The organism is Shewanella sp. SM23, assembly GCF_025654295.1.
GTDB classification, from domain to species: Bacteria; Pseudomonadota; Gammaproteobacteria; order Enterobacterales; family Shewanellaceae; genus Shewanella; species Shewanella oncorhynchi.
In genome coordinates, this window is sequence record NZ_JAKKRM010000003.1 from 256,876 (window position 1) to 276,609 (window position 19,734).

The following is a 19,734-nucleotide window of genomic DNA, read 5'->3' on the forward strand; positions in this document are numbered from 1 at the left end:
AACCATTATGAGATATTACATAGCGCCATTGGCACTTGTACTTAGTTCGGTATTAACGACAACTGTTCAGGCTGAAACTCAGCTATTCATCAGCACATCAACAAATCAAGATGCTCAGGTTCAACTGAACTATCCTGCAGCTGTGCGTATTGAGCAAATAGTGCAAGATGGATTAGTCCAACTTCCAAAATATAATAAAACCAATCAAAATGAAGTCGTGCCTATTTATTGGTTAGGTGCAGCATTACTCGATATTGAGAATACCACAGTATTAGAGACTAAACGCCAGCAAGTCTTAACCCTACTATCCAAAATGGGCGAAGCTAAAGACGACAGTGCTTACATCGCCAAGCTAGCTAAACTTGCACAATTCATTCGCAACTTAAAACTTGGACAACGTGTAATACAACCACTGGATGTTGATGTTATTCGAATTAATGATTCGTATAATTCGCTGATTAATGGTCGTTTTCTATTAGTTTTACCGCCTCGTCCAACAACCGTCACGGTACTTGGTGCAGTGGCTCAAACGGGGAGTTTTACATGGCAGAATCAACTAAGTAGCAAAGATTACCTCAAGCAAGCAGGCATACTCGATAATGCTGAAACTAGTTTTATATGGATAATTCAACCCGATGGACAGGCAATAAAACAACCTATCGCCTATTGGAACCATCAGACTCAGGATATTGCACCTGGGGCAACACTTTACGTTGAGTTTTCAAGCGGCTTTGGTGACGACACGAGTTTGAATGAAAACATGATTGAATTACTCAGGAATCGGGCTCTGTAATGAAAAACTCTCTCCATTCTTTAGGTCGTCTATCCGCACTATCTTTGGCACTTTTGCCACTATTACATGCGACTGCCGATGAATTTAGCTATCCCACACTCTTAGCCTCGCAATCAGATTTTGGCGGTGTTGGTTTAATGCAGATGCCAACGGGGCGTATGGCACCTGAAGGCGAGTTTAATTTTGCCACTAGCTATAACGACGAATACCAACACTTTACGGCCTCTGTACAACTTTTCCCTTGGTTTGAAACCACAGTTCGTTATACCCAAGTACAAGACTTACTCTATAGTAGCGACCCCAGTTTTAGTGGAAACACAAAATACACGGATAAGGGCATAGACTTTAAAGTCCGTCTACTTGAAGAAAGCAACTGGCTACCAGAAACCTCGATTGGTGTCCGCGACTTTGGTGGCACAGGATTATTCGATGGTGAGTTTATTGCAGCCACTAAACGAGTTGGGCCGTTAGATTTCACCTTAGGTATTGGCTGGGGATATATCGGTAATAGCGGCAACCTGACATCGGATAAAAAAGATCTCAACTATAACTGCGATCGAGATACGTCCTATGGTGGTAAAGGTGGCACAGTTGATTATCAACGTTGGTTTAAAGGTTGCGCGGCCCTCTTCGGCGGTGTCGAATATCAAACGCCTTGGGACCCACTACGCGTCAAAGTCGAATACGATGGTAACGACTACCAATCCGACTTTCCAGTTGTTCGCGGCGGTATTGCTATGCCACAGGACAGCAAATTTAACTATGGCCTATTATATCGGTTCGGAGACTGGGGAGATCTGCACTTAAGCTATGAGCGCGGAAACACTTGGACGCTTGGTTTTAGCCTACAAACGAATTTTAATGAGTTAACACAGATTAAACGCGATCCTGCTGCAGCGAAATATAAGCCAATTCCTGCGGCACCGTTAACACATGCGCAAACAACAAATACGCCATTAAAGAGTGTTAATTCTTCAGAACAAACGCCTGCAATAGCCAGCGCCACCATAGACACCACAACAGAAATCGCTGACGTTCATTTAATACAGCCACAAGAGGGCATGTTAGAAACAGCAATTAACTGGTCGAAAGTAGCACAGGATCTACAATCCATTGCGGGCTATAACAATCCTAAAATTTACCTCAGCTCTGACAGCATCACTGTCGTTGGTGAGCAAACTAAGTTTCGAGATAGAAATGAAGCCCATCAAAGGGCGGCAACCATACTCGCCAACAGTAGCGATCTAACTCGAATCAAAGAGTATCGCTTGATTGAAACTCACTATAGCCAGCCAATTACCGAAACTCGTATTAATGCGGAAAAATTTGCGCAAGTAGCAAGTTTTGGCTATCTGAATGCGAAGATAGCAGACGCAAGTCAAGTCAGTGTCCCTTCATTACCTCAAGGCCAACTAGTCACACACTCAGACAAAAATTGGTTAGACAAGCTTGGCTTTGATATTTCACCGACTATGGTGCAATCCTTCGGTGGTTCAGAAAGCTTCTACATGTTTAATATCGGTGTTACAGGTAGTGCCAACTATCGATTTACCGATAACTTCGAATTTGGCGGTTCTCTCTACCTTAATTTATACGATAACTATGATAAATTTTTATATGACGTGCCACCAGACGGCACCGAGTTAAAACGCGTAAGAACCTTAATCCGCCAATATGTTCACGATAACCCAGTGAGAGTTAATAACCTGCAACTCACTTGGATGGACAATTTTAGTGATAATATTTCCTATCAAGCCTATGGTGGCTATTTAGAGATGATGTATGGCGGTGTTGGTACTGAGTTTCTATATCGCCCACTTAATAGTCAATGGGCCTTTGGGTTCGATGTTAACTATGCTAAGCAGCGAGATCCCGATAGCATGTTTGGGTTCTTTAAGGATGAAAATCAATTTGACCCTCTCACCAATCGTGCCTATCGAGTTCAGACTGGCGTAGTGACTGGACATGCAACGGCTTATTACCAACCGGAGTGGTTTCCTAACACCTTACTCAGAGTCAGTGCTGGACAATATCTCACCGAGGATAAAGGCGTGACGGTTGATTTCTCTAAACAGTTTGATAGTGGTGTTATCGTCGGCGCATTTGCGACTAAAACTAATCTATCGGCAGATGAATACGGTGAGGGAAGCTTTACCAAGGGATTCTATATTTCAATCCCATTCGATCTAATGACGGTTAAGTCTACCCATAGTCGTGCTTTCCTATCATGGATGCCGTTGACCCGCGACGGCGGTCAAATGCTTGGCCGTAAGTACAACTTGTTCGATGTAACTGATGCACGTGCGCCTTGGTATACCAGACCCAGTGTTGACCCCATTAAATAATTAGTACTCAGTTAAACCTCAAAACGGGCAAGATAATTCTTGCCCGTTTTGTTTTCTGCCTTTAGGACTAACTTACAATAGTAAAATCTGCACTGCAAAATTAGCTCACTACTTTATTGGCGATTTAATCCCATGTGGCGATGAACGTAAGTACTGTGGCGGCGCTTTCACAGTTGCACCTAATATTACTGCCGCATGCCAAGGCCAATGTGGGTCATAGAGCATAGTGCGAGCAAGTGCAATAGCATCAGCCTGCCCGTGTGCCAGAATCGTTTCTGCTTTATTGGCATCCGTAATTAATCCCACGGCAATCACAGGTGTGTTTACCTCAGCTTTAATGGCTTCGGCAAAAGGCACTTGAAAGTGTTCTGCAACAGGAATTTGTTGTAATGGACTTAATCCACCTGTACTCACATGGATAAAATCACAGCCTCGGGCCTCTAATGCTTTTGCCAATACTAGGCTTTGAGCTAAATCCCAACCGCCATAGACCCAATCAGTCGCTGATATCCGCACACCGAGTGCCATCTTAGGCGATATCACTGCTTTAATTGCATCGAACACGGCCAATAATAAACTCAAACGATTTTCTAAACTGCCACCATATTGGTCAATGCGTTGATTCGATAATGGGGATAAAAATTGATGAAGTAAATAACCATGAGCAGCATGGAGTTCAATCGCATCAAGCCCTAATCGTTCGGCACGTTGCGCCGAACTGACAAATGCCAATATAAGCTCATCAATTTCATCCAATGTCATCGCACTCGGTAATGCTGTACCTTCGTTAAAAGCCTGCGCGGAAGGCGCTATCGTCTGCCAACCATTATGTTCATCGGGTGCAATAGTGCCGCCACCTTCCCAAGGTTTTCGAGTTGATGCTTTACGCCCCGCATGGGCGAGTTGTATCGCCATTGGCATACTTGAATACTTGCGAATAGATTTGAGGGTTTTATCTAAAGCAGCCTCCGTTTTGTCATCCCATAGGCCTAAATCTGCATAGGAAATTCGGCCATTGGGCAGAACAGCGGTAGCCTCTAAAATGAGCATTCCCGCACCCGATAACGCCATGCTCCCTAAATGAATCGTATGCCAATCGGTTGCTTGGCCGTTTTCTGCCGAATACTGACACATAGGCGCGATGATAATGCGGTTAGCTAACTCGAGTTGACCTAAGGTTAAAGGCGAAAATAATAAACTCATTGTCATTCCTTTTAATACAAGCAGTGATTGGCTTTATGAGGGTGTACTGGCGATGCTATCTCTGGTGGATAAAATCGGTGCGGCAATTAATGGCCAATCAATGGCAAACTCAGCACTGTTCCAAGCTAAAACGCTTTCATCTTCAGGATCATAATATTGGGTACATTGATAAATAACATCAGCATAATCACTAAGAACATAAAAACCGTGCGCAAACCCCGGTGGGATCCACATTTGCAGGTGATTCTCTGCCGATAACACTCGCCCAACCCATTTTCCATAGGTGGCCGAGTCGGCCCGTATATCAACAGCAACATCAAAGATGCTCCCTGCACAAACCCGCACCAATTTACCTTGCGGCTTACGCTGTTGAAAATGCAATCCACGTAGTACATTGTGTTGCGAACGACTCTGATTTTCCTGCACAAATACGGGAGGCTGAAGTCCTCTTACAGTAAAACAAGTATCAAAATAGGATTGCCTGAACGTTTCCTTAAAAAAACCACGCTCATCACCAAATACTTGGGGTTCAAACACCAATACTTCGGCTAATTCTGTTTCGCAATATTTCATCCAATACCTGCTTATAGAGTCATGCGCGAAACAGCGAAATAGTACGGTATAAAAAGGATCAATATATCCCGAATCTCAGCTTGCATAAGTGTGGCCAAAGGGTAATAAGTCATTGGTTTATCATAAATGGGCAGTAATTGCTTACAAACAACCTGCGCCATAGGATAAAGACGCGAGCCAGTACAACCCGCCAGTAAAATGCCTTTTCTCATTGAAATATTTAGGATTGATAAGCCATGTTAAAGTGCCAAGATTGTAGCATATAAAATGTCGCCGGCAGGAAGAACGGATAACAGGGCTGTTGGCTGTTAATGCAGGAAAAACAACACAGCTGAATATTAAACTGCAAAAGCTAAATACCATTTTGGCTCAGTAAGATTTCAATTCGTCTTTTACTTAATAAACATATAAGAAGACGCTAACCTATCTCAACCCTTACTACTTTCAGGGATCAGCATCTCAATACGTAACCCCTGATTAGGCGCAGAGAAGAGTGACACATTACCATTCAGTTTTTGTGTGATCAGATTATAAATAATCGACATCCCCAAACCTGTTCCGCCACTCTGCCTTGCGGTGGTGAAAAAAGGCTCAAATGCTTTGGCTTTCACTTCATCGGACATGCCTACGCCATTATCTTCATAAATCATCTTGATCTGCGAAGCCATTTTTTCAACTACTATCACAATTTGCTTATCACCGACAAAATCATCGGGAAAAGCATGGCGAAAACTGTTCGCGACTAAGTTAGTGAAAATTTGTGCGATCGCACCAGGATAAGAATCAATAAAAATATTATCGTCAAGTTCAACTTTTAAAGTGATATTTTTCTTACGCATCAAGGGTTTTAATGAACTAAATATCTGAAAAATATAATTCTTCAGATTAAAGCGCTCGCGTTCCAGTATCGATTGGTCTGCAGCAGTGCGCTTGAAGTTATGCACCAGTTCTGCAGCACGGGAAAGATTACGCTCAATTAAGCATAAACCATCCTGCATTGTATTGATAAAGCTGACAAATTTATCCTCATCAAGCTCGTTTTTCTCAAAGAGTCCTTTCAATAGGGATAACTCATCCAAACAATGGGTCACGGATGTGACAGCTATGCCAAGGGGGGTGTTCACTTCATGGGCAACACCGGCGACTAAGCTGCCTAAGGCCGCCATTTTTTCATTTTCAATTAAGTGCTTTTGGGTTGATTTTAAAGTCGATAATGCCGTTTCAAGCTCTGCGGTGCGCAGCTCAACTTTATGCTCAAGATCGGTATTAATGAGCTTGAGCTGTTGCTGATATTCAATGATCTCTTTAGCACTCATGGCTCGGCCAAAAAGGTCGGCCAGTGCCGAGGCAAAGGCCTTCTCATCCCGAGTCCATTCCCTCGCCTCACCCTGATGTTCAGAACAAATAATCCCCACCATTTTTCCGTGGTGACGAATAGGACTATCCAACAAAGAGCTGATCTGATTCGGTTTCAGATAGGTTTCGACAAATTCTTTAGTGGCGGGATCCGTTTGCGCCTTATTGGCGACAATTGTGCGCTCATTGTCGAGCAGGCTAAAGTAATGGGGAAACTGCGCGCGAGTGAGCACTAACGCTTCTTGTGGCTGCTGATTGTCGAGTGAATAATAACAAGCGATGCTCTGATTATCCGGACTCAACAACCAAATGCCCGCCCGAGAGATCTGTAATCCCTTACAAATTGAGCTCACGATAAGTTGTGATGCTTGAATTAGATCACCCTCATCAATAACCTGAGACTTACTGACATCAAATAAAATTCGATCAAGCATTCGGGTCATAGCGGCTCGTCCGGAATATGAATATGTAGGGAGGCAAACACATCTAACAAATCAAGGCTGGCTTCACATAACACGGGATCAAACTGTTTACCCGATTGCGCTAAGATGTACTCGCGCACCGCCTCAACTGACCAAGCCTCTTTGTAACTTCGCTTAGAAAGCAAAGCATCAATTACATCAACAATCGCCATCAGGCGGCCTTCAATAGGAATGTCTTCTTGCGATAGCCCACGGGGATAACCTTGCCCATCCCAACGTTCATGGTGAGTATAAGCAATTCTAGCGCCCATTTTGGCAATAATACGATTTGAGCCAACCAACAGGTTATAACCCTTCTCTGCGTGGGTTTGCATAATCGCCCATTCCTCGGCATCGAGTTTACCGGGCTTATGCAAAATACTCTCAGGGATACCAATTTTGCCTACATCATGAAGAGGCGCCGCATAACGAATGGTTTCGATAAAGTCTGCCTTCATACCAATGGCAATCGCGAGCATTTCTGTCATGCGCGCTACGCGGCGCACATGGGCTCCAGTCTCCTTACTGCGCTGCTCAATGGCATCTCCAATGATTAAAATTAGCTCCCTTTGTGTCTGCTGCACATTTTCGCGGCCCGACAAGTTCTCAAAGGTTAAGCTCACATTTGCCGCAAATAGCTCAAGAATGCTGACTTGAAAATCCGTTAACTTAGTGTTGTGTTGTAAATATAAAATACTGGTGACATGGCCACTAAGCTCATAAAATCCAACATAAATATTGTCACGGATCAGCGAGGTTTTTAGCGCTATCGCTTCAATAATATGTTCCCGCACATCCCCTGGCAGAGTCTCAACGCTTCCACCTTCAAAGTAACTGATCATATCTCCCGTGGCGGCCAGCAGATTCATTTGAGTATCGAGGTAAAGGTCTTGATGATAACTCGTGAGATAAAGAGCCGAGCTTTCAAGATTGAGCAGTTGCAAGGTCTGTTCGAGCACTGCACTACCAAAGTTATGCAATGTATGGCTCTTAAGTACAGAGGTGGAAGCAGCAATCACTTTTTCCATCCCCTTTTGGCTTTGCTCGATAATTTTTATATCGCGATAGGAGCGCAATGACGTGTACACACAAGACTTAAGCCGAGCCGCGGTGAGCTCTGTTTTAGCTTTATAATCGTTAATGTCAAAATCCCGAATAACTTGCTCTTCAGGTGCTTGCCCCGGCTGACCCGTACGTAAAATGATGCGGGTACTGTGGTTATTTAATTCAGTGCGAATTTTTTGGACTAGCTCTAAGCCTGCATGATCCGTTTCCATGACGACATCAATAAAGGCCAAGGCAATATCTGATTCAGTTTGAAATAATGTTAAACCTTCAGCAGCGCTGTAACAGGAGTAGAACTGCAAGACACGATTATCTAAGGTCAGATTTTTTAACGCAAATCGAGTGACATCATGGATCCCTGGTTCATCATCAATAATGGCCACCTTCCAAATGCCTTGTTTAGGCTTATGGGATGTATCTTCGATAACATCAGCACTTTTCTTAAATAACGCCACAAAACCACCGTTTGCGATGAATAGTTACGTTTTAGTATAGATTCAATCTTGAAAGTGACTAGTTTCAAAGGATAAATTATCATCCCATTAATTACCGCTTAGGACTAACAACCAACATAGTGGCCACTTAAAACCCACACAAAAACAACTTAAGCTATTGTTATAAAAATAGAAATAGCAAAAGTTAGCCTAACCTAGTCTTGGCGGGTATGATGAGTGCACTTAATGCATAATTCCCAAAATTTCTATTGGAGCTACTATGAAAAAATCACTATGTTACATCGCACTGCTGGCTTTATTCACCACGGCTTGCTCAGAAGCACCAAAAGACGAAACGGAAGTTAATACAGCCCAAGCTCAAACAGAAGCGGCAAAATCCGTCCCAGTAGGTGATACCAGCCAGAACTCGCTCGATTGGGCAGGTAGTTATGAAGGCGTATTGCCTTGCGCCAGTTGTGAAGGAATGCAAACCCTAATCACTTTGCAAGCTGATAATAGCTTTGTTCAAGAAACAGTTTATTTAGGTAAAGATGAAAAGATTTTAAAACTGATGGGTAAAGTGACATGGGACGAACTGGGCCAGAAAATCACTCTAGAAGATGGTACACAATATTTGGTCGGTGAAAATCAGTTGATCATGTTAGACACTGAAGGCAAACGGATCACCGGCGAACTTGCTGCAAATTATGTGTTGAAAAAGAAAGGTCTATAAAAGCAGAGCTGGCAGCTAGCACTCAGCTGCGGTATTAGATTATGAATAACGGCGGCTTTGCACTTAACGTAAGAGCAAAGCCTCCGTACCGTTATCCATAAGTCACACAGAAATGTTCTGCAATCGCAAAGCCATGCTTTAGAAGTTGTGAAGCTAAGAAAGGCGAATCAAACCTTCTTAACCAATAAAGAGGTGATTTTGAATAACAGCATACAACTGATCCGCTATCAAGATTGCCCATCAACGCCATGGAAAAATGGTGGTGGAAGCACAAAACAGCTACTCATTTCCCCCATCAATGCCGAACTTACTGAATTTGATTATCGGATCAGCATAGCAAGCATTAGCAGTAACGGACCCTTTTCATTATTTAATGGCATAGACAGACAACTGGTCATCCTAGAAGGCGATGGTGTTGAACTCAGCATCGATAGCCATGAAGGGGAAAAACAGATAAATAACCTTGGGGGCGAAGAAAGAATACTGGGAGACACAGATACAACTGAGTATAAACGACTCACACCCACAGATAGCCCATTCGGCTTTGCTGGTGAAACCTCAATAACAAGTCAATTATTAGGCAGTAATGTTATTGATTTCAATGTCATGACCAAACGCGGCGCATTTAAAGCGCATACGCAAAGGCTTAGCATTGATGACATATTTATCGAAGAACAGATTGCAACCTCAAACAACTATCCAAATGAACACCACAGCACAACTGACGTCCCTATCATCCAAATACTTTGCTGCTTAGATACCATGACATGGGAGCACAATGGAAAGCTTATCAAGATCATGCCCTATGATATTCTCGTTTTCCAACAAGGCGATGGTATAAGGTTAAAAACAACAAGACCAAGTAGACTACTTAAAGTGTCTATTACTGCCAGTCCCCTATAACAGTATTTACAGGTTAATCTCCAATATTACTCAATTTGCGCGTTAAAATACCGGGCCACTAACCACTCGACGGTTTTTCGGAGCCCAGAATCGAAGGACTCTAATGGTTGCCATGGATCTTGCTCGCATCAATGGCATAACGCACATCATGCCCAGGTCTGTAACGTCGTTTGACCAATCAGCATAAGGACCAAGGCAGAACCGATAAAGCAGGCTCCACTGGTAATGCGTATTCACATATCGCTAACCCAAAAAGTAAAAGGTTAAAAGAACTTGCCTTAATCAATTAAATCCACCTTGCCACATAACCAAAAACTCCTACAAAATATCTATCAAACAGCCTAAAACAAAAATGCCAATTCAAATGAATTGGCATTTAAAAAAGAATGTACGCTTAAAACAGTTAAGCATCACAAACTTCAGGTTTAGGCTGCTCGTACCGCATCTGCGATATATTCAGCTTGAGTCTGCGTCATAAGATTATCAGTAGATTCCACCATTACCCGAATAAGCGGCTCTGTACCCGATTTACGCAGCAACACACGCCCTTGGTCACCTAAGATCCCTTCGGCTTTAATCACAGCTTGCTGTACGCTGCTTGTCGCTAAAATACTGTCAGCATCAGCCGTGGCCAAACGCACATTAATTAACACTTGAGGAAGTTTAGTCATGCCAGCTTTAATCTCAGACAAACTCTTCTGGGACTCTAATACAGCTTTAAGTACCTGTAAGGATGCAACAATGCCGTCACCCGTTGAAGCATATTGCAAGCTCAATATATGTCCTGAACCTTCACCGCCAAGTTGCCAGCCAGTCGCTTTAAGCTGTTCAACCACATAGCGGTCGCCTACTTTTGCGCGAACAAAAGGGATATCCATCTGCTTAAGTGCGAGCTCCAAACCAAGATTTGACATTAAGGTACCAACCACGCCACCTGTCATTTCACCTTTGCTGTGGGCAGCCTGAGCAAGAATGAATAAAATCTCATCACCATCAACCACATGACCGTTGTGATCGACAAACATAACCCGGTCAGCATCACCATCGAGCGCAATACCTAAATCAGCTTCATGCACCATAACCGCTGTTTGCAAACTGTCTAAATGCGTCGCCCCACAGTGATCATTAATATTCACACCATTAGGTTTGTCATTGATGCTAATCACTTCAGCACCGAGTTCACGGTAAACATTGGGCGCGATATGATATGCAGCACCATGGGCACTATCGACAACAATCTTCAATCTCGCTAGAGACAAATGATTTGGAAAAGTGCCTTTGCAGAACTCAATATAACGACCGGCAGCATCATCAATACGGCGCACTTTGCCAAGCTTTTCAGAGGCAACACACTGCATTTCATTCTGGTTAAGCGCCTTTTCTAACAAGGCTTCGATTTCCAGCTCCTGCGCATCATTTAACTTAGTGCCGGAATTAGAAAAAAACTTAATGCCATTATCATAAAATGGATTGTGCGATGCGCTGATCACGACCCCTGCGTCAGCGCGAAATGTTGAGGCCAAATACGCCACCGCGGGTGTAGGCATAGGGCCAATAAGCGCAACATTCACGCCTGCAGCAGAAAACCCAGCTTCCATTGCTGACTCAAGCATATAACCACTACTACGAGTATCTTTACCAATCAGTACTTCTTTAGTTCCACTAGACGCAAGCACTGTACCATCGCAAAATCAGGCGTATTAGGAGACTCACCGACCTTGCCACGTACACCATCAGTACCAAAATACTTCCTAGACATACAAAATCCATAAAAACAGTTATAAACGAAAAAAGCCAAATCAAACCTGATTTGGCTTTTTAAAATAACTAGTAAGAAACTAAGAAACCAGAGTAACCACTTTAGCTTTAACAGCACTAGAGTTGGATGATTTCTTTTCTTGCCATACTAGATCACAAATTCCATCAGTTGGTGCAAAACCTGTTGGCGCAGCGAGTAAAATCTCTCTAATTGCCTCATGGTTAAATTCATGGCAAGCTTTGTCTAAACGATTAAGAATTTGCTCTAACTCAGACCAAGGTAAATATGTTTCGTTCGCAGTCATAATCCGCTCGTGGTCGGTTCCAGTCACATCATCACCGATCAGCAACTCTTCAAAAAGTTTTTCACCCGGACGCAAACCACTAAACTCAATGGCAATATCGCCATCAGGATTAGCTTCATCTTTTACCTCAAAACCGCTCAAACGAATCATTTTCGTAGCTAAATCAACAATTTTTACTGACTTTCCCATATCAAGCACAAATACATCTCCACCCTTACCCATAGCGCCAGCTTGAATTACCAACTGTGAAGCTTCAGGTATAGTCATAAAGAAACGAGTAATTTTAGGATGGGTTACCGTGATCGGGCCACCATTAGCGATTTGCTTGCGGAATAATGGCACTACCGATCCCGAAGAACCCAGCACATTACCAAAACGCACCATACAAAAGCGCGTTTGGTGCGACTCTTTCGATAACGCCTGTAATGCCAACTCAGCCATACGTTTAGTCGTGCCCATGATATTGGTGGGCCTTACTGCTTTATCGGTAGAAACTAAAACAAAAGTTTCTACTTTTGCTGCTATTGCCGCTCTGGCAGTATACAAGGTACCAAATACGTTATTACGTACACCTTCTACCACATTGTGCTCAACTAACGGCACGTGTTTATAAGCTGCTGCATGGTAAACTGTTTGCACCTTAAAAGCCTGCATTACGGCTTGGACACGATTCTCACGCTGCACAGAACCCATCATGGGCAAAATTTCAATATCAATCCCCAGATCATGAGCGGTTGCAGAAAGTTCCCGTTCTATGGAGTACAGTGCAAATTCAGATAACTCAAACAGTACTAATTTTTTAGGCGCCTGTTTTAAAATTTGTCGGCATAACTCAGAACCGATCGAACCACCGGCCCCCGTCACCATCACGACTTTATTTTTAATATTCGCAGTCAACAGATTCTCTCGTGGAGCAACAGAATCACGGCCGAGTAAATCTTCAATCTCAACCTCTTTGACATCACTAAATAATTTATCACCACTCACTAAATCTGCCATAGCAGGCAAAGTCATGACTTTTACTGCCAAAGGTTCGAGTTGGTGGATAATTTCTTGCCTACGTGAACGCGAAGCACTCGGAATTGCTAACAGTACGCGCGCAGTAGCTTTTTGTTTGAGCAATTTGCGCAGCTCTTTAGGATTATGTACATGCAGACCTTGAATAACAGTACCTTGCAAAGTTTCATCATCATCAACAAAAGCAAAGGGATGGTACTCATGACTTTGCGCAAGTGCTATTGCAGTTTGCCTACCACTCACACCGGCACCATAAATCACCACGGGCTCACCAACCCGCTTCATGCCTGAACCAACAAGCGAACGTACCATAGCACGCGTCCCACCAACAAAAACTAAGGCAAAAGCAGCGTAAATGATAGGTACAGTCCGAGGTAATTGCGCATCAGAATAATATGCCACAATCACTAAGCTAATGGTGGATGCAACAACACCAAACAATATTGCGGTGAGGGCTTGTAGCCCCATATAGCGAAGCACAGCACGATATAAACCTAGTTTGGCAAATCCCACAATACTCAAAGGGACAACAACCATGAGTAATGCCCAGTAAGCCCCATTAACGAGCACGCTGACATCGTCAAGACGCACCAATAATGCCGCCCAGAATGCAAAACACAGGAAAACAGAATCAATAACAACGCTCACCATACGCTTGTGAGCACGCTTTAAACGGAATAAACCTTGCAAAAACTCCATTTTTCGCTCCAAATAAATAACATTCATAATTTAGCCAAAAAGTTTAGCTATTAGCCGCTAAAACTCTAACATGCAAGGGTGGGAATTATAGCACCATAAGGCTTGAGTGGCCCCCTATCTAACTGATACAGTGAAAGGGGTACTTTTAGAAACAAGCAGAATAAATCGAGGCTTATCTCTAGCTGCTTTAGCGTAAGCAAAAGAGCATTCATTGAAATTGGCAAACGCCTACCGCTGTGAGCAACAAAAAGCACTGAGACGTTTATTTCGAGTACCCCATATCAATGAGGCATTTCCATTTCAAATAGTGTAAAACAAATGAGTACACAAGTGGCACATTCCCAATAGATAACAGCAGATCGTCTATGCTTGAGCTAACAATGAATACTAATCAGAACCAAATAAATCTCTCGTATAGACCTTATCTGCAACATCACGAATTTCATCAACCATACGATTTGAAACTATCACATCGCAACTTGCTTTAAAGTCTTCAAGTGACTTAATGACTTTAGAGTGGAAAAAAAAATCTTCTTGTAAAACAGGTTCATAAACGACAAGTTCGATCCCTTTTGCTTTCAAGCGCTTCATAATACCTTGAATACTTGAAGCTCTAAAGTTGTCAGAACCTGACTTCATGATAAGGCGATAAATACCTACCACCTTAGGGTTACGACTTAAAATAGAGTCAGCAATAAAATCTTTACGAGTAGTGTTCGACTCAACGATTGCGCCAATAATACTATTTGGAACATCGGCATAGTTGGCTCGCAGTTGTTTAGTATCCTTTGGTAAACAGTAACCACCATAACCAAAGGATGGATTATTGTAGTGATTACCAATACGCGGATCTAAACCCACACCTTCAATAATTTGACGTGAGTCTAAACCATGCGACTCAGCGTAAGAGTCAAGTTCATTAAAATAAGCAACGCGAAGAGCAAGATAAGTATTAGAAAATAATTTAACGGCTTCTGCTTCTGTAGAGTCAGTAAACAAGACTTCTATGTTTTCTTTTACCGCACCTTCAACCAAAAGGTTTGCGAAAAGTTGAGCCCGTTCAGAACGCTCACCAACAATAATACGAGACGGATGCAAGTTATCATATAAAGCACGGCCCTCACGTAAAAATTCTGGTGAAAAGATTATATTGTCACAACCGAGCTCTTTTTTAATCCTAGAAGTATAACCCACTGGCACAGTTGATTTAATAACCATAACAGCGTTAGGATTTATGGCCATCACATCTTGAATTACCGCTTCTACAGATGATGTATTGAAATAATTAGTATCAACATCGTAATCTGTAGGTGTCGCGATAATGACATATTCTGCATCTTGATATGCTACTTCTTTATCAAGCGTAACTTTGAAATTGAGCAATTTATTAGCTAAGAAGTCTTCAATTTCGATATCAACAATTGGAGATTTTTTTTCATTCAGCATCTCTACTTTTTCTGGAACGATATCAACCGCGACAACTTCATGGTTCTGTGCCAAAAGCATAGCGTTTGATAAACCGACATAACCCGTACCGGCAACTGCAATTTTCATTATTAATTAAGTTTCCTACAAAGAACTATTTAGGTTTTACCGCATCACCAGAACCACTGCCAGTGACAGTCATCATGATGTACTTGAAGTAATCTTTAACTGTTAGGCTATCAATCATCTGTTTGTCCGTTTTAGCTAAAAAAGCAGGTGTAGACATATCGATATTTTGAACCTGAGCTAAACCCGTAATGCCTGGCAATACATCATAAACACCTAAAGCATCACGCTGTTTAATTAACTCTTCTTGATTGAATAAATTTGGGCGCGGGCCTACTAAACTCATTTCACCTTTGACTACATTAATTAGTTGTGGTAACTCATCAATCTTAGTTTTACGTAAAAAAGCACCAAGCTTAGTGATTGAAGCATTACTTGCTAGATGACTAGCTATAGATTTTGTTTCAACTGACATAGTGCGAAACTTTATTAGTTTAAAAGGCTTTTTGTTACGACCTACACGCTCCTGAACAAAAATCGGTGAGCCTGTATCGAAAAGACCGATTATCGTAACGATCAGTAAAATAGGCCAAAGCAGCAATAAGCCAAATAGCGCAGCTAAAAAATCTAATATACGAATCATTTTTTATTCTCAGAAAGTGAAGCCATTGCTTGCTCCATTGTATAAGGTGGAGACCAACCTAAAACTTCTTTAGTATTAGATGAGTCGACTTCCAAGTTCGAAAATAGTTGATATATCATTGCAGACCGACCCAAAACTTTCGAAGTAGCCTTCATTAAACTTATAGGTACAGGGCATTGAATTACTATTTTCCCTAAACCTTTAGCAATGGCGTTTGTAAACTCTTTAATAGAAACGGTTTCACCATCAGACGCTAAAAAAATATGCCCAGCAGCATTTGGATGCCGCGCACATAGAATAAGCAAATCAACCAAATTCTGAACAGCGATGAAGTCCCGCTTATTGTTAACTAAGCCAAACGGGAGAAAAGTAAACTTTTGAACCAACTTAGTTAATCTGCCGAAATTGCCTGGAGCATTAACGCCGTAGACCAAAGTTGGACGCACAATCACAACTTCAAGACCAGTTTCTTCAGATATATTTATCAAGCCAATTTCAGCCTCATATTTTGATTGTGCATAATCACTATGAGGCATCGGCTTAGCCGCAGAAGTGAAAGGCCTACAATTACTCACAAAACCATTGACCCCGATAGAACTTACAAAAACAAAACGCTTAACTCCGGCTTCAGCAGCCTCTCTGGCAAAATGTAAAGTGCCTTCAACATTAACAGTCCGGTAATCAGATAAAGTAAAAGTATCAGAATGAGCTAACCCAGCTAGATGTATAACAGACTCAATACCGACGAATGCATTATTCCAGGAGGTCACCCCATCTAATTGCTCAATAAAAAAGCACTTTTCATCAGATTCAGATGAACAACCTCTTAAAACACTTCTGCATTCTACCTTTAAATTTAATTCTTTACCTATAAAGCCCGTTGCCCCGGTTACCAAAATCGACATGCATCACCCCCTAGCCCATAAATAGACCTTTTGCAGAATTATGCCTGGTAATAAACGAGGGATAGAGCGTTTGAAAAATATAATTAAAGCATAACTTTTAGACGCGATACCATACTTAACTTTAGCTTTTGTCATTAACCATTCGCTATGTATATAAATTAAACCTGAACGCCTTTGAATCATTTCACTACCGGTACGGGCAACGACCAAAATATCCCTACAATTCAAACCTTTATATCCATTAGATAATAATCTCAACCACAAATACCAATCTTCCATATAAGGCAAATCTTTGTACCCACCTACGGCCTCTATAGCAGATTTTCTATAAATGACTGTCATATGATTAAAAGGATTCTTTACTGGCAACTCTTTCATTATGTCAGCATGATTTTCACTGACAAATCTATTACTTATAGGACTTAGTGTAACCCCATCAACCTCGCGAATAGAAGATCCTAATATAGCAACCTCAGGATTAGATACAATATTTTGTAATTGCTTTGCAAATCTTACCGGAACGCATATATCATCGGTATCCATTCTAGCAACCAACTCGTGACTGCATTTTTCTAAACCAAAATTTAATGCTTTACCCAGTCCTATGTTATTAGGAAGTCTAAAAACTTTGATTGGAAGTATTTGAATCCACTTATTAACTACTTCCTCAAGTTCTATACCAACTTCACCATCGAAAACAAGTACAATTTCACTTGCTGGTAAAGTTTGGTCCATTAGACTAACAAAGCATTCATCCAAATAACGAGGCTGCTCTTTATAGTAAAGTGACATTAATACTGAGAACTTATATATCATATCAAACTCAAATAAAGGGATGTATTTTCTTTAAAATAAACACGGGTAATAGCAAGCTCAAGTACTTAAAATTCTTTTTATAATAAAATGCCAAAAGAGCCATTTTTACTTGCACGCTATATTTAGAATGAGCAGCAGATAATGCCACCCTAAATAACAAATTGGCTTTAAATGCATTTGATTCGGCACCATCAAAATGATATTTACATATTAAATATCGAGCAGAATCAAGATAACGATTATAGTTTGAACTAATCTGATTCCCGTTTCTATGAATTGTATAAATAACACCAAACTGGCCATCGCAAAAAATATTACTAATTTTAGCCACCCTAATCCATAAATCATAATCTTGAAAACTACTTAACTTCTCATCGAACATACCAGCCTTCAAAAAAACAGATTTCCTTATAAGGACTCTTGAAGTGGAACCTACAATATTACCTTCTGTTTTTAACATATGGTAGCTACAATTATTACCTCTAGGAGTTGCAACAGACATTCTTATTACGTGCTCTAAATTGTCGTCATATACTATATTGATACCCGTATATACTAATCCACAATCAGCATACTCTTTCATGCAACTCAATCTGCTTTCAAATGAGTCCTGAGTTACAGCATCATCATCGTCAATTAAAAAAACAAATTCAACACTAGCTTTTAAAACACCAGCATTTCTACAATAATTAGCCCCGAGTGAGAACTGATTATTAATTATAATACAGGACGCCCCCCCCATATCAACATCTTTAAAAACAGGTTCAATTCCTCCATCATTAACAATGATAATTTCCTTTGGTAGAACAGTACTCGCTAAAATACTTTTAACCAACCTTAGAAGGAAATCTTGTCTATTCTTTGTTGTAATAACAACCGAAAAGTCACCGATAAACATACAAAGCCTTTATTTTGAAATGTAAGTTAAAAATTTAAAAATATTATAGCCAGTCAGCTTATATACGTATAAACTGGAAAGAGTCCCTATTAAACATAAATTAAAAGAATAAGATAATGCAGCTCCTAAAAGACCATAAGTAGATATAGCGAAATACGAAATCAGTATTGATATAGATAATGAAGAAATAGCAATATTTTTCATTACACTTTGACTTCCCGTCATTTGCAAAACAAACGAATTAACACCAGTGATAGACGCAAAATATTGTCCAACCATGATAACTGATAAAATTAATGTTCCTGATACAAACTCTTCTCCAAACAAAACCAAAACCTTATCAGGAAAAAGTAAAGATACTAATAAAATAGGGCTCACAACTAAAAATACAATTAGAACTGAAACAGAAATAATCCTATACAGTTTTTTCCTATCATCAACATTTGCAAGGGTGCTTATCTTCTGAGCTGTAACTTTATTTAAAGCAAAAGAAACTAGAGATATAATCAAAGCAATTCTTACTGCAACAGAAAAAACAGCAATAGAATCCGTATTACTAAAAATCGATAAATTATATGAAATCCAGAAGTTTGAAAATTGACCTAAAGAATTTGTTATCATAAAAGTAGATGCGAAACCTACTAAAAAAAGCAAGTGATTAAGATCAAAATAGTATTTCATACACTTCCTAAAACACCAAAAAAAATAACAAAAACCTACAACCAACGAAACCCATAACGATATAATAAAATAATCCAAAACTAATAATAATGTATTCGGCCGAAGAATAACTATTATCCCCGTCAGAATTGCTTGATATAAGACATTCAACATTAACATAGCAAAAGAAACTTTCTCTAAAGATTGAAATACAGACGAAAGAATTATTAATAGAGCAAAGGGAATTAACGAGAGTAATATTTCAAACTTATAGTCAGTTATAATTTTATTACCTACGAAAGGCTCAACTAGAAAAAGACCTAATATCACCACACCTGAAAAAAATAGAACCATAATAATAGAGGACACTACAACTTTAAAAACGTCATCATTATTTTTAGAAAGACTTTTCGGAAGTAGATTTACAAGGCCAACAGGTAAGCCAAACGTAGTAATACTAGTTAAAAAAGCAAGAATTGATATTACGAAAAAAAAACCACCAGAAGCATTTGCACCAAGCCCATTCGTTATTAATATTGTCAGAAAAAAAGCGTTAGCTGATCCAAATAACTTAAAAAGCAAGACGACGGAACTTTGCCTTATCAATGATTTAATCAAGTTAATTCCTTGTAAAACATGAAAATATTGAATATACCTTAGAGTATCAATAAATATA

General features: G+C 40.7%; 15 protein-coding genes and 2 pseudogenes. 4 read left to right on the forward strand and 13 right to left on the reverse strand.

The annotated features are described in order from the left end of the window. The first annotated feature begins 7 nt into the window (after nt 1-7). Both L5L98_RS05880 and L5L98_RS05885 read left to right on the forward strand, forming a co-directional pair. A complete protein-coding gene (locus L5L98_RS05880) occupies nt 8-793 on the forward strand; it encodes a capsule biosynthesis GfcC family protein (protein ID WP_263139271.1) in 786 nt (261 codons plus the stop codon). After that, nucleotides 793-3,138: a YjbH domain-containing protein gene (locus tag L5L98_RS05885; RefSeq protein WP_263139273.1), complete on the forward strand. Its 2,346-nt coding sequence runs from the start codon at nt 793-795 to the stop codon at nt 3,136-3,138. Before L5L98_RS05880 ends, L5L98_RS05885 begins: the two co-directional genes overlap by 1 nt. Nucleotides 3,139-3,246: 108 nt before the next feature. Here the strand turns inward: L5L98_RS05885 and L5L98_RS05890 are convergent, their stop codons facing one another. From L5L98_RS05890 to L5L98_RS05910, 5 genes and pseudogenes are all read right to left on the reverse strand, one after another. Then, a complete protein-coding gene (locus tag L5L98_RS05890; RefSeq protein ID WP_263139274.1) occupies nt 3,247-4,341 on the reverse strand; it encodes an NADH:flavin oxidoreductase/NADH oxidase in 1,095 nt (364 codons plus the stop codon). A 33-nt stretch (nt 4,342-4,374) separates the two neighbouring features. Continuing rightward, complete coding sequence (gene rfbC, locus L5L98_RS05895; RefSeq protein ID WP_263139276.1) at nt 4,375-4,914, reverse strand: dTDP-4-dehydrorhamnose 3,5-epimerase; 540 nt, start codon at nt 4,912-4,914, stop codon at nt 4,375-4,377. Between the two features lie 41 nt (nt 4,915-4,955). Further along, nucleotides 4,956-5,126 (reverse strand): annotated as a pseudogene (locus L5L98_RS05900) (sugar phosphate nucleotidyltransferase); the annotation flags it as partial. A 216-nt stretch (nt 5,127-5,342) separates the two neighbouring features. Beyond that, entirely contained in the window at nt 5,343-6,713 is a 1,371-nt protein-coding gene (locus tag L5L98_RS05905) for a GAF domain-containing sensor histidine kinase (protein ID WP_263139277.1), read from the reverse strand. After that, nucleotides 6,710-8,251, reverse strand: a complete 1,542-nt coding sequence (locus L5L98_RS05910; RefSeq protein ID WP_263139279.1) for a DUF3369 domain-containing protein — start codon at nt 8,249-8,251, stop codon at nt 6,710-6,712. The genes L5L98_RS05905 and L5L98_RS05910 overlap by 4 nt, the downstream gene beginning before the upstream one ends. A gap of 259 nt (nt 8,252-8,510) precedes the next feature. Between L5L98_RS05910 and L5L98_RS05915 the strand changes: the two genes are divergently transcribed. Together L5L98_RS05915 and L5L98_RS05920 are read left to right on the forward strand one after the other, a co-directional pair. After that, nucleotides 8,511-8,963 carry a copper resistance protein NlpE gene (locus tag L5L98_RS05915; RefSeq protein ID WP_263139281.1) on the forward strand — a complete coding sequence of 151 codons (453 nt, stop codon included), beginning with the start codon at nt 8,511-8,513 and terminating at the stop codon, nt 8,961-8,963. Nucleotides 8,964-9,161: 198 nt separating this feature from the next. After that, nucleotides 9,162-9,866, forward strand: a complete 705-nt coding sequence (locus L5L98_RS05920; protein ID WP_263139283.1) for a HutD family protein — start codon at nt 9,162-9,164, stop codon at nt 9,864-9,866. 425 nt (nt 9,867-10,291) lie between these two features. On the opposite strand, the pseudogene glmM reads toward L5L98_RS05920, so the two are convergent. From glmM to L5L98_RS05960, 8 genes and pseudogenes are all read right to left on the reverse strand, one after another. Then, nucleotides 10,292-11,625 (reverse strand): annotated as a pseudogene (gene glmM, locus L5L98_RS05925) (phosphoglucosamine mutase). A gap of 79 nt (nt 11,626-11,704) precedes the next feature. After that, nucleotides 11,705-13,645, reverse strand: coding sequence for a polysaccharide biosynthesis protein (locus tag L5L98_RS05930; protein ID WP_263139284.1), 1,941 nt, complete (start codon nt 13,643-13,645; stop codon nt 11,705-11,707). A 387-nt stretch (nt 13,646-14,032) separates the two neighbouring features. Next, the gene (locus L5L98_RS05935) at nt 14,033-15,199 is read right to left on the reverse strand and encodes a nucleotide sugar dehydrogenase (protein ID WP_263139287.1); all 1,167 of its coding nucleotides are present in this window, start codon (nt 15,197-15,199) and stop codon (nt 14,033-14,035) included. Nucleotides 15,200-15,224: 25 nt separating this feature from the next. Next, nucleotides 15,225-15,779 (reverse strand): sugar transferase, encoded by a 555-nt coding sequence (locus L5L98_RS05940; protein WP_263139289.1) that lies wholly within the window; start codon nt 15,777-15,779, stop codon nt 15,225-15,227. Beyond that, nucleotides 15,776-16,684 (reverse strand): NAD-dependent epimerase/dehydratase family protein, encoded by a 909-nt coding sequence (locus L5L98_RS05945; RefSeq protein WP_263139292.1) that lies wholly within the window; start codon nt 16,682-16,684, stop codon nt 15,776-15,778. Before L5L98_RS05945 ends, L5L98_RS05940 begins: the two co-directional genes overlap by 4 nt. 3 nt (nt 16,685-16,687) lie before the next feature. Continuing rightward, a complete protein-coding gene (locus L5L98_RS05950) occupies nt 16,688-17,500 on the reverse strand; it encodes a glycosyltransferase (RefSeq protein WP_317633948.1) in 813 nt (270 codons plus the stop codon). 7 nt (nt 17,501-17,507) lie between these two features. Beyond that, nucleotides 17,508-18,398 carry a glycosyltransferase family 2 protein gene (locus tag L5L98_RS05955; protein WP_263139294.1) on the reverse strand — a complete coding sequence of 297 codons (891 nt, stop codon included), beginning with the start codon at nt 18,396-18,398 and terminating at the stop codon, nt 17,508-17,510. Between the two features lie 9 nt (nt 18,399-18,407). Further along, complete coding sequence (locus tag L5L98_RS05960; protein ID WP_263139296.1) at nt 18,408-19,676, reverse strand: oligosaccharide flippase family protein; 1,269 nt, start codon at nt 19,674-19,676, stop codon at nt 18,408-18,410. Nucleotides 19,677-19,734: the final 58 nt, after the last annotated feature.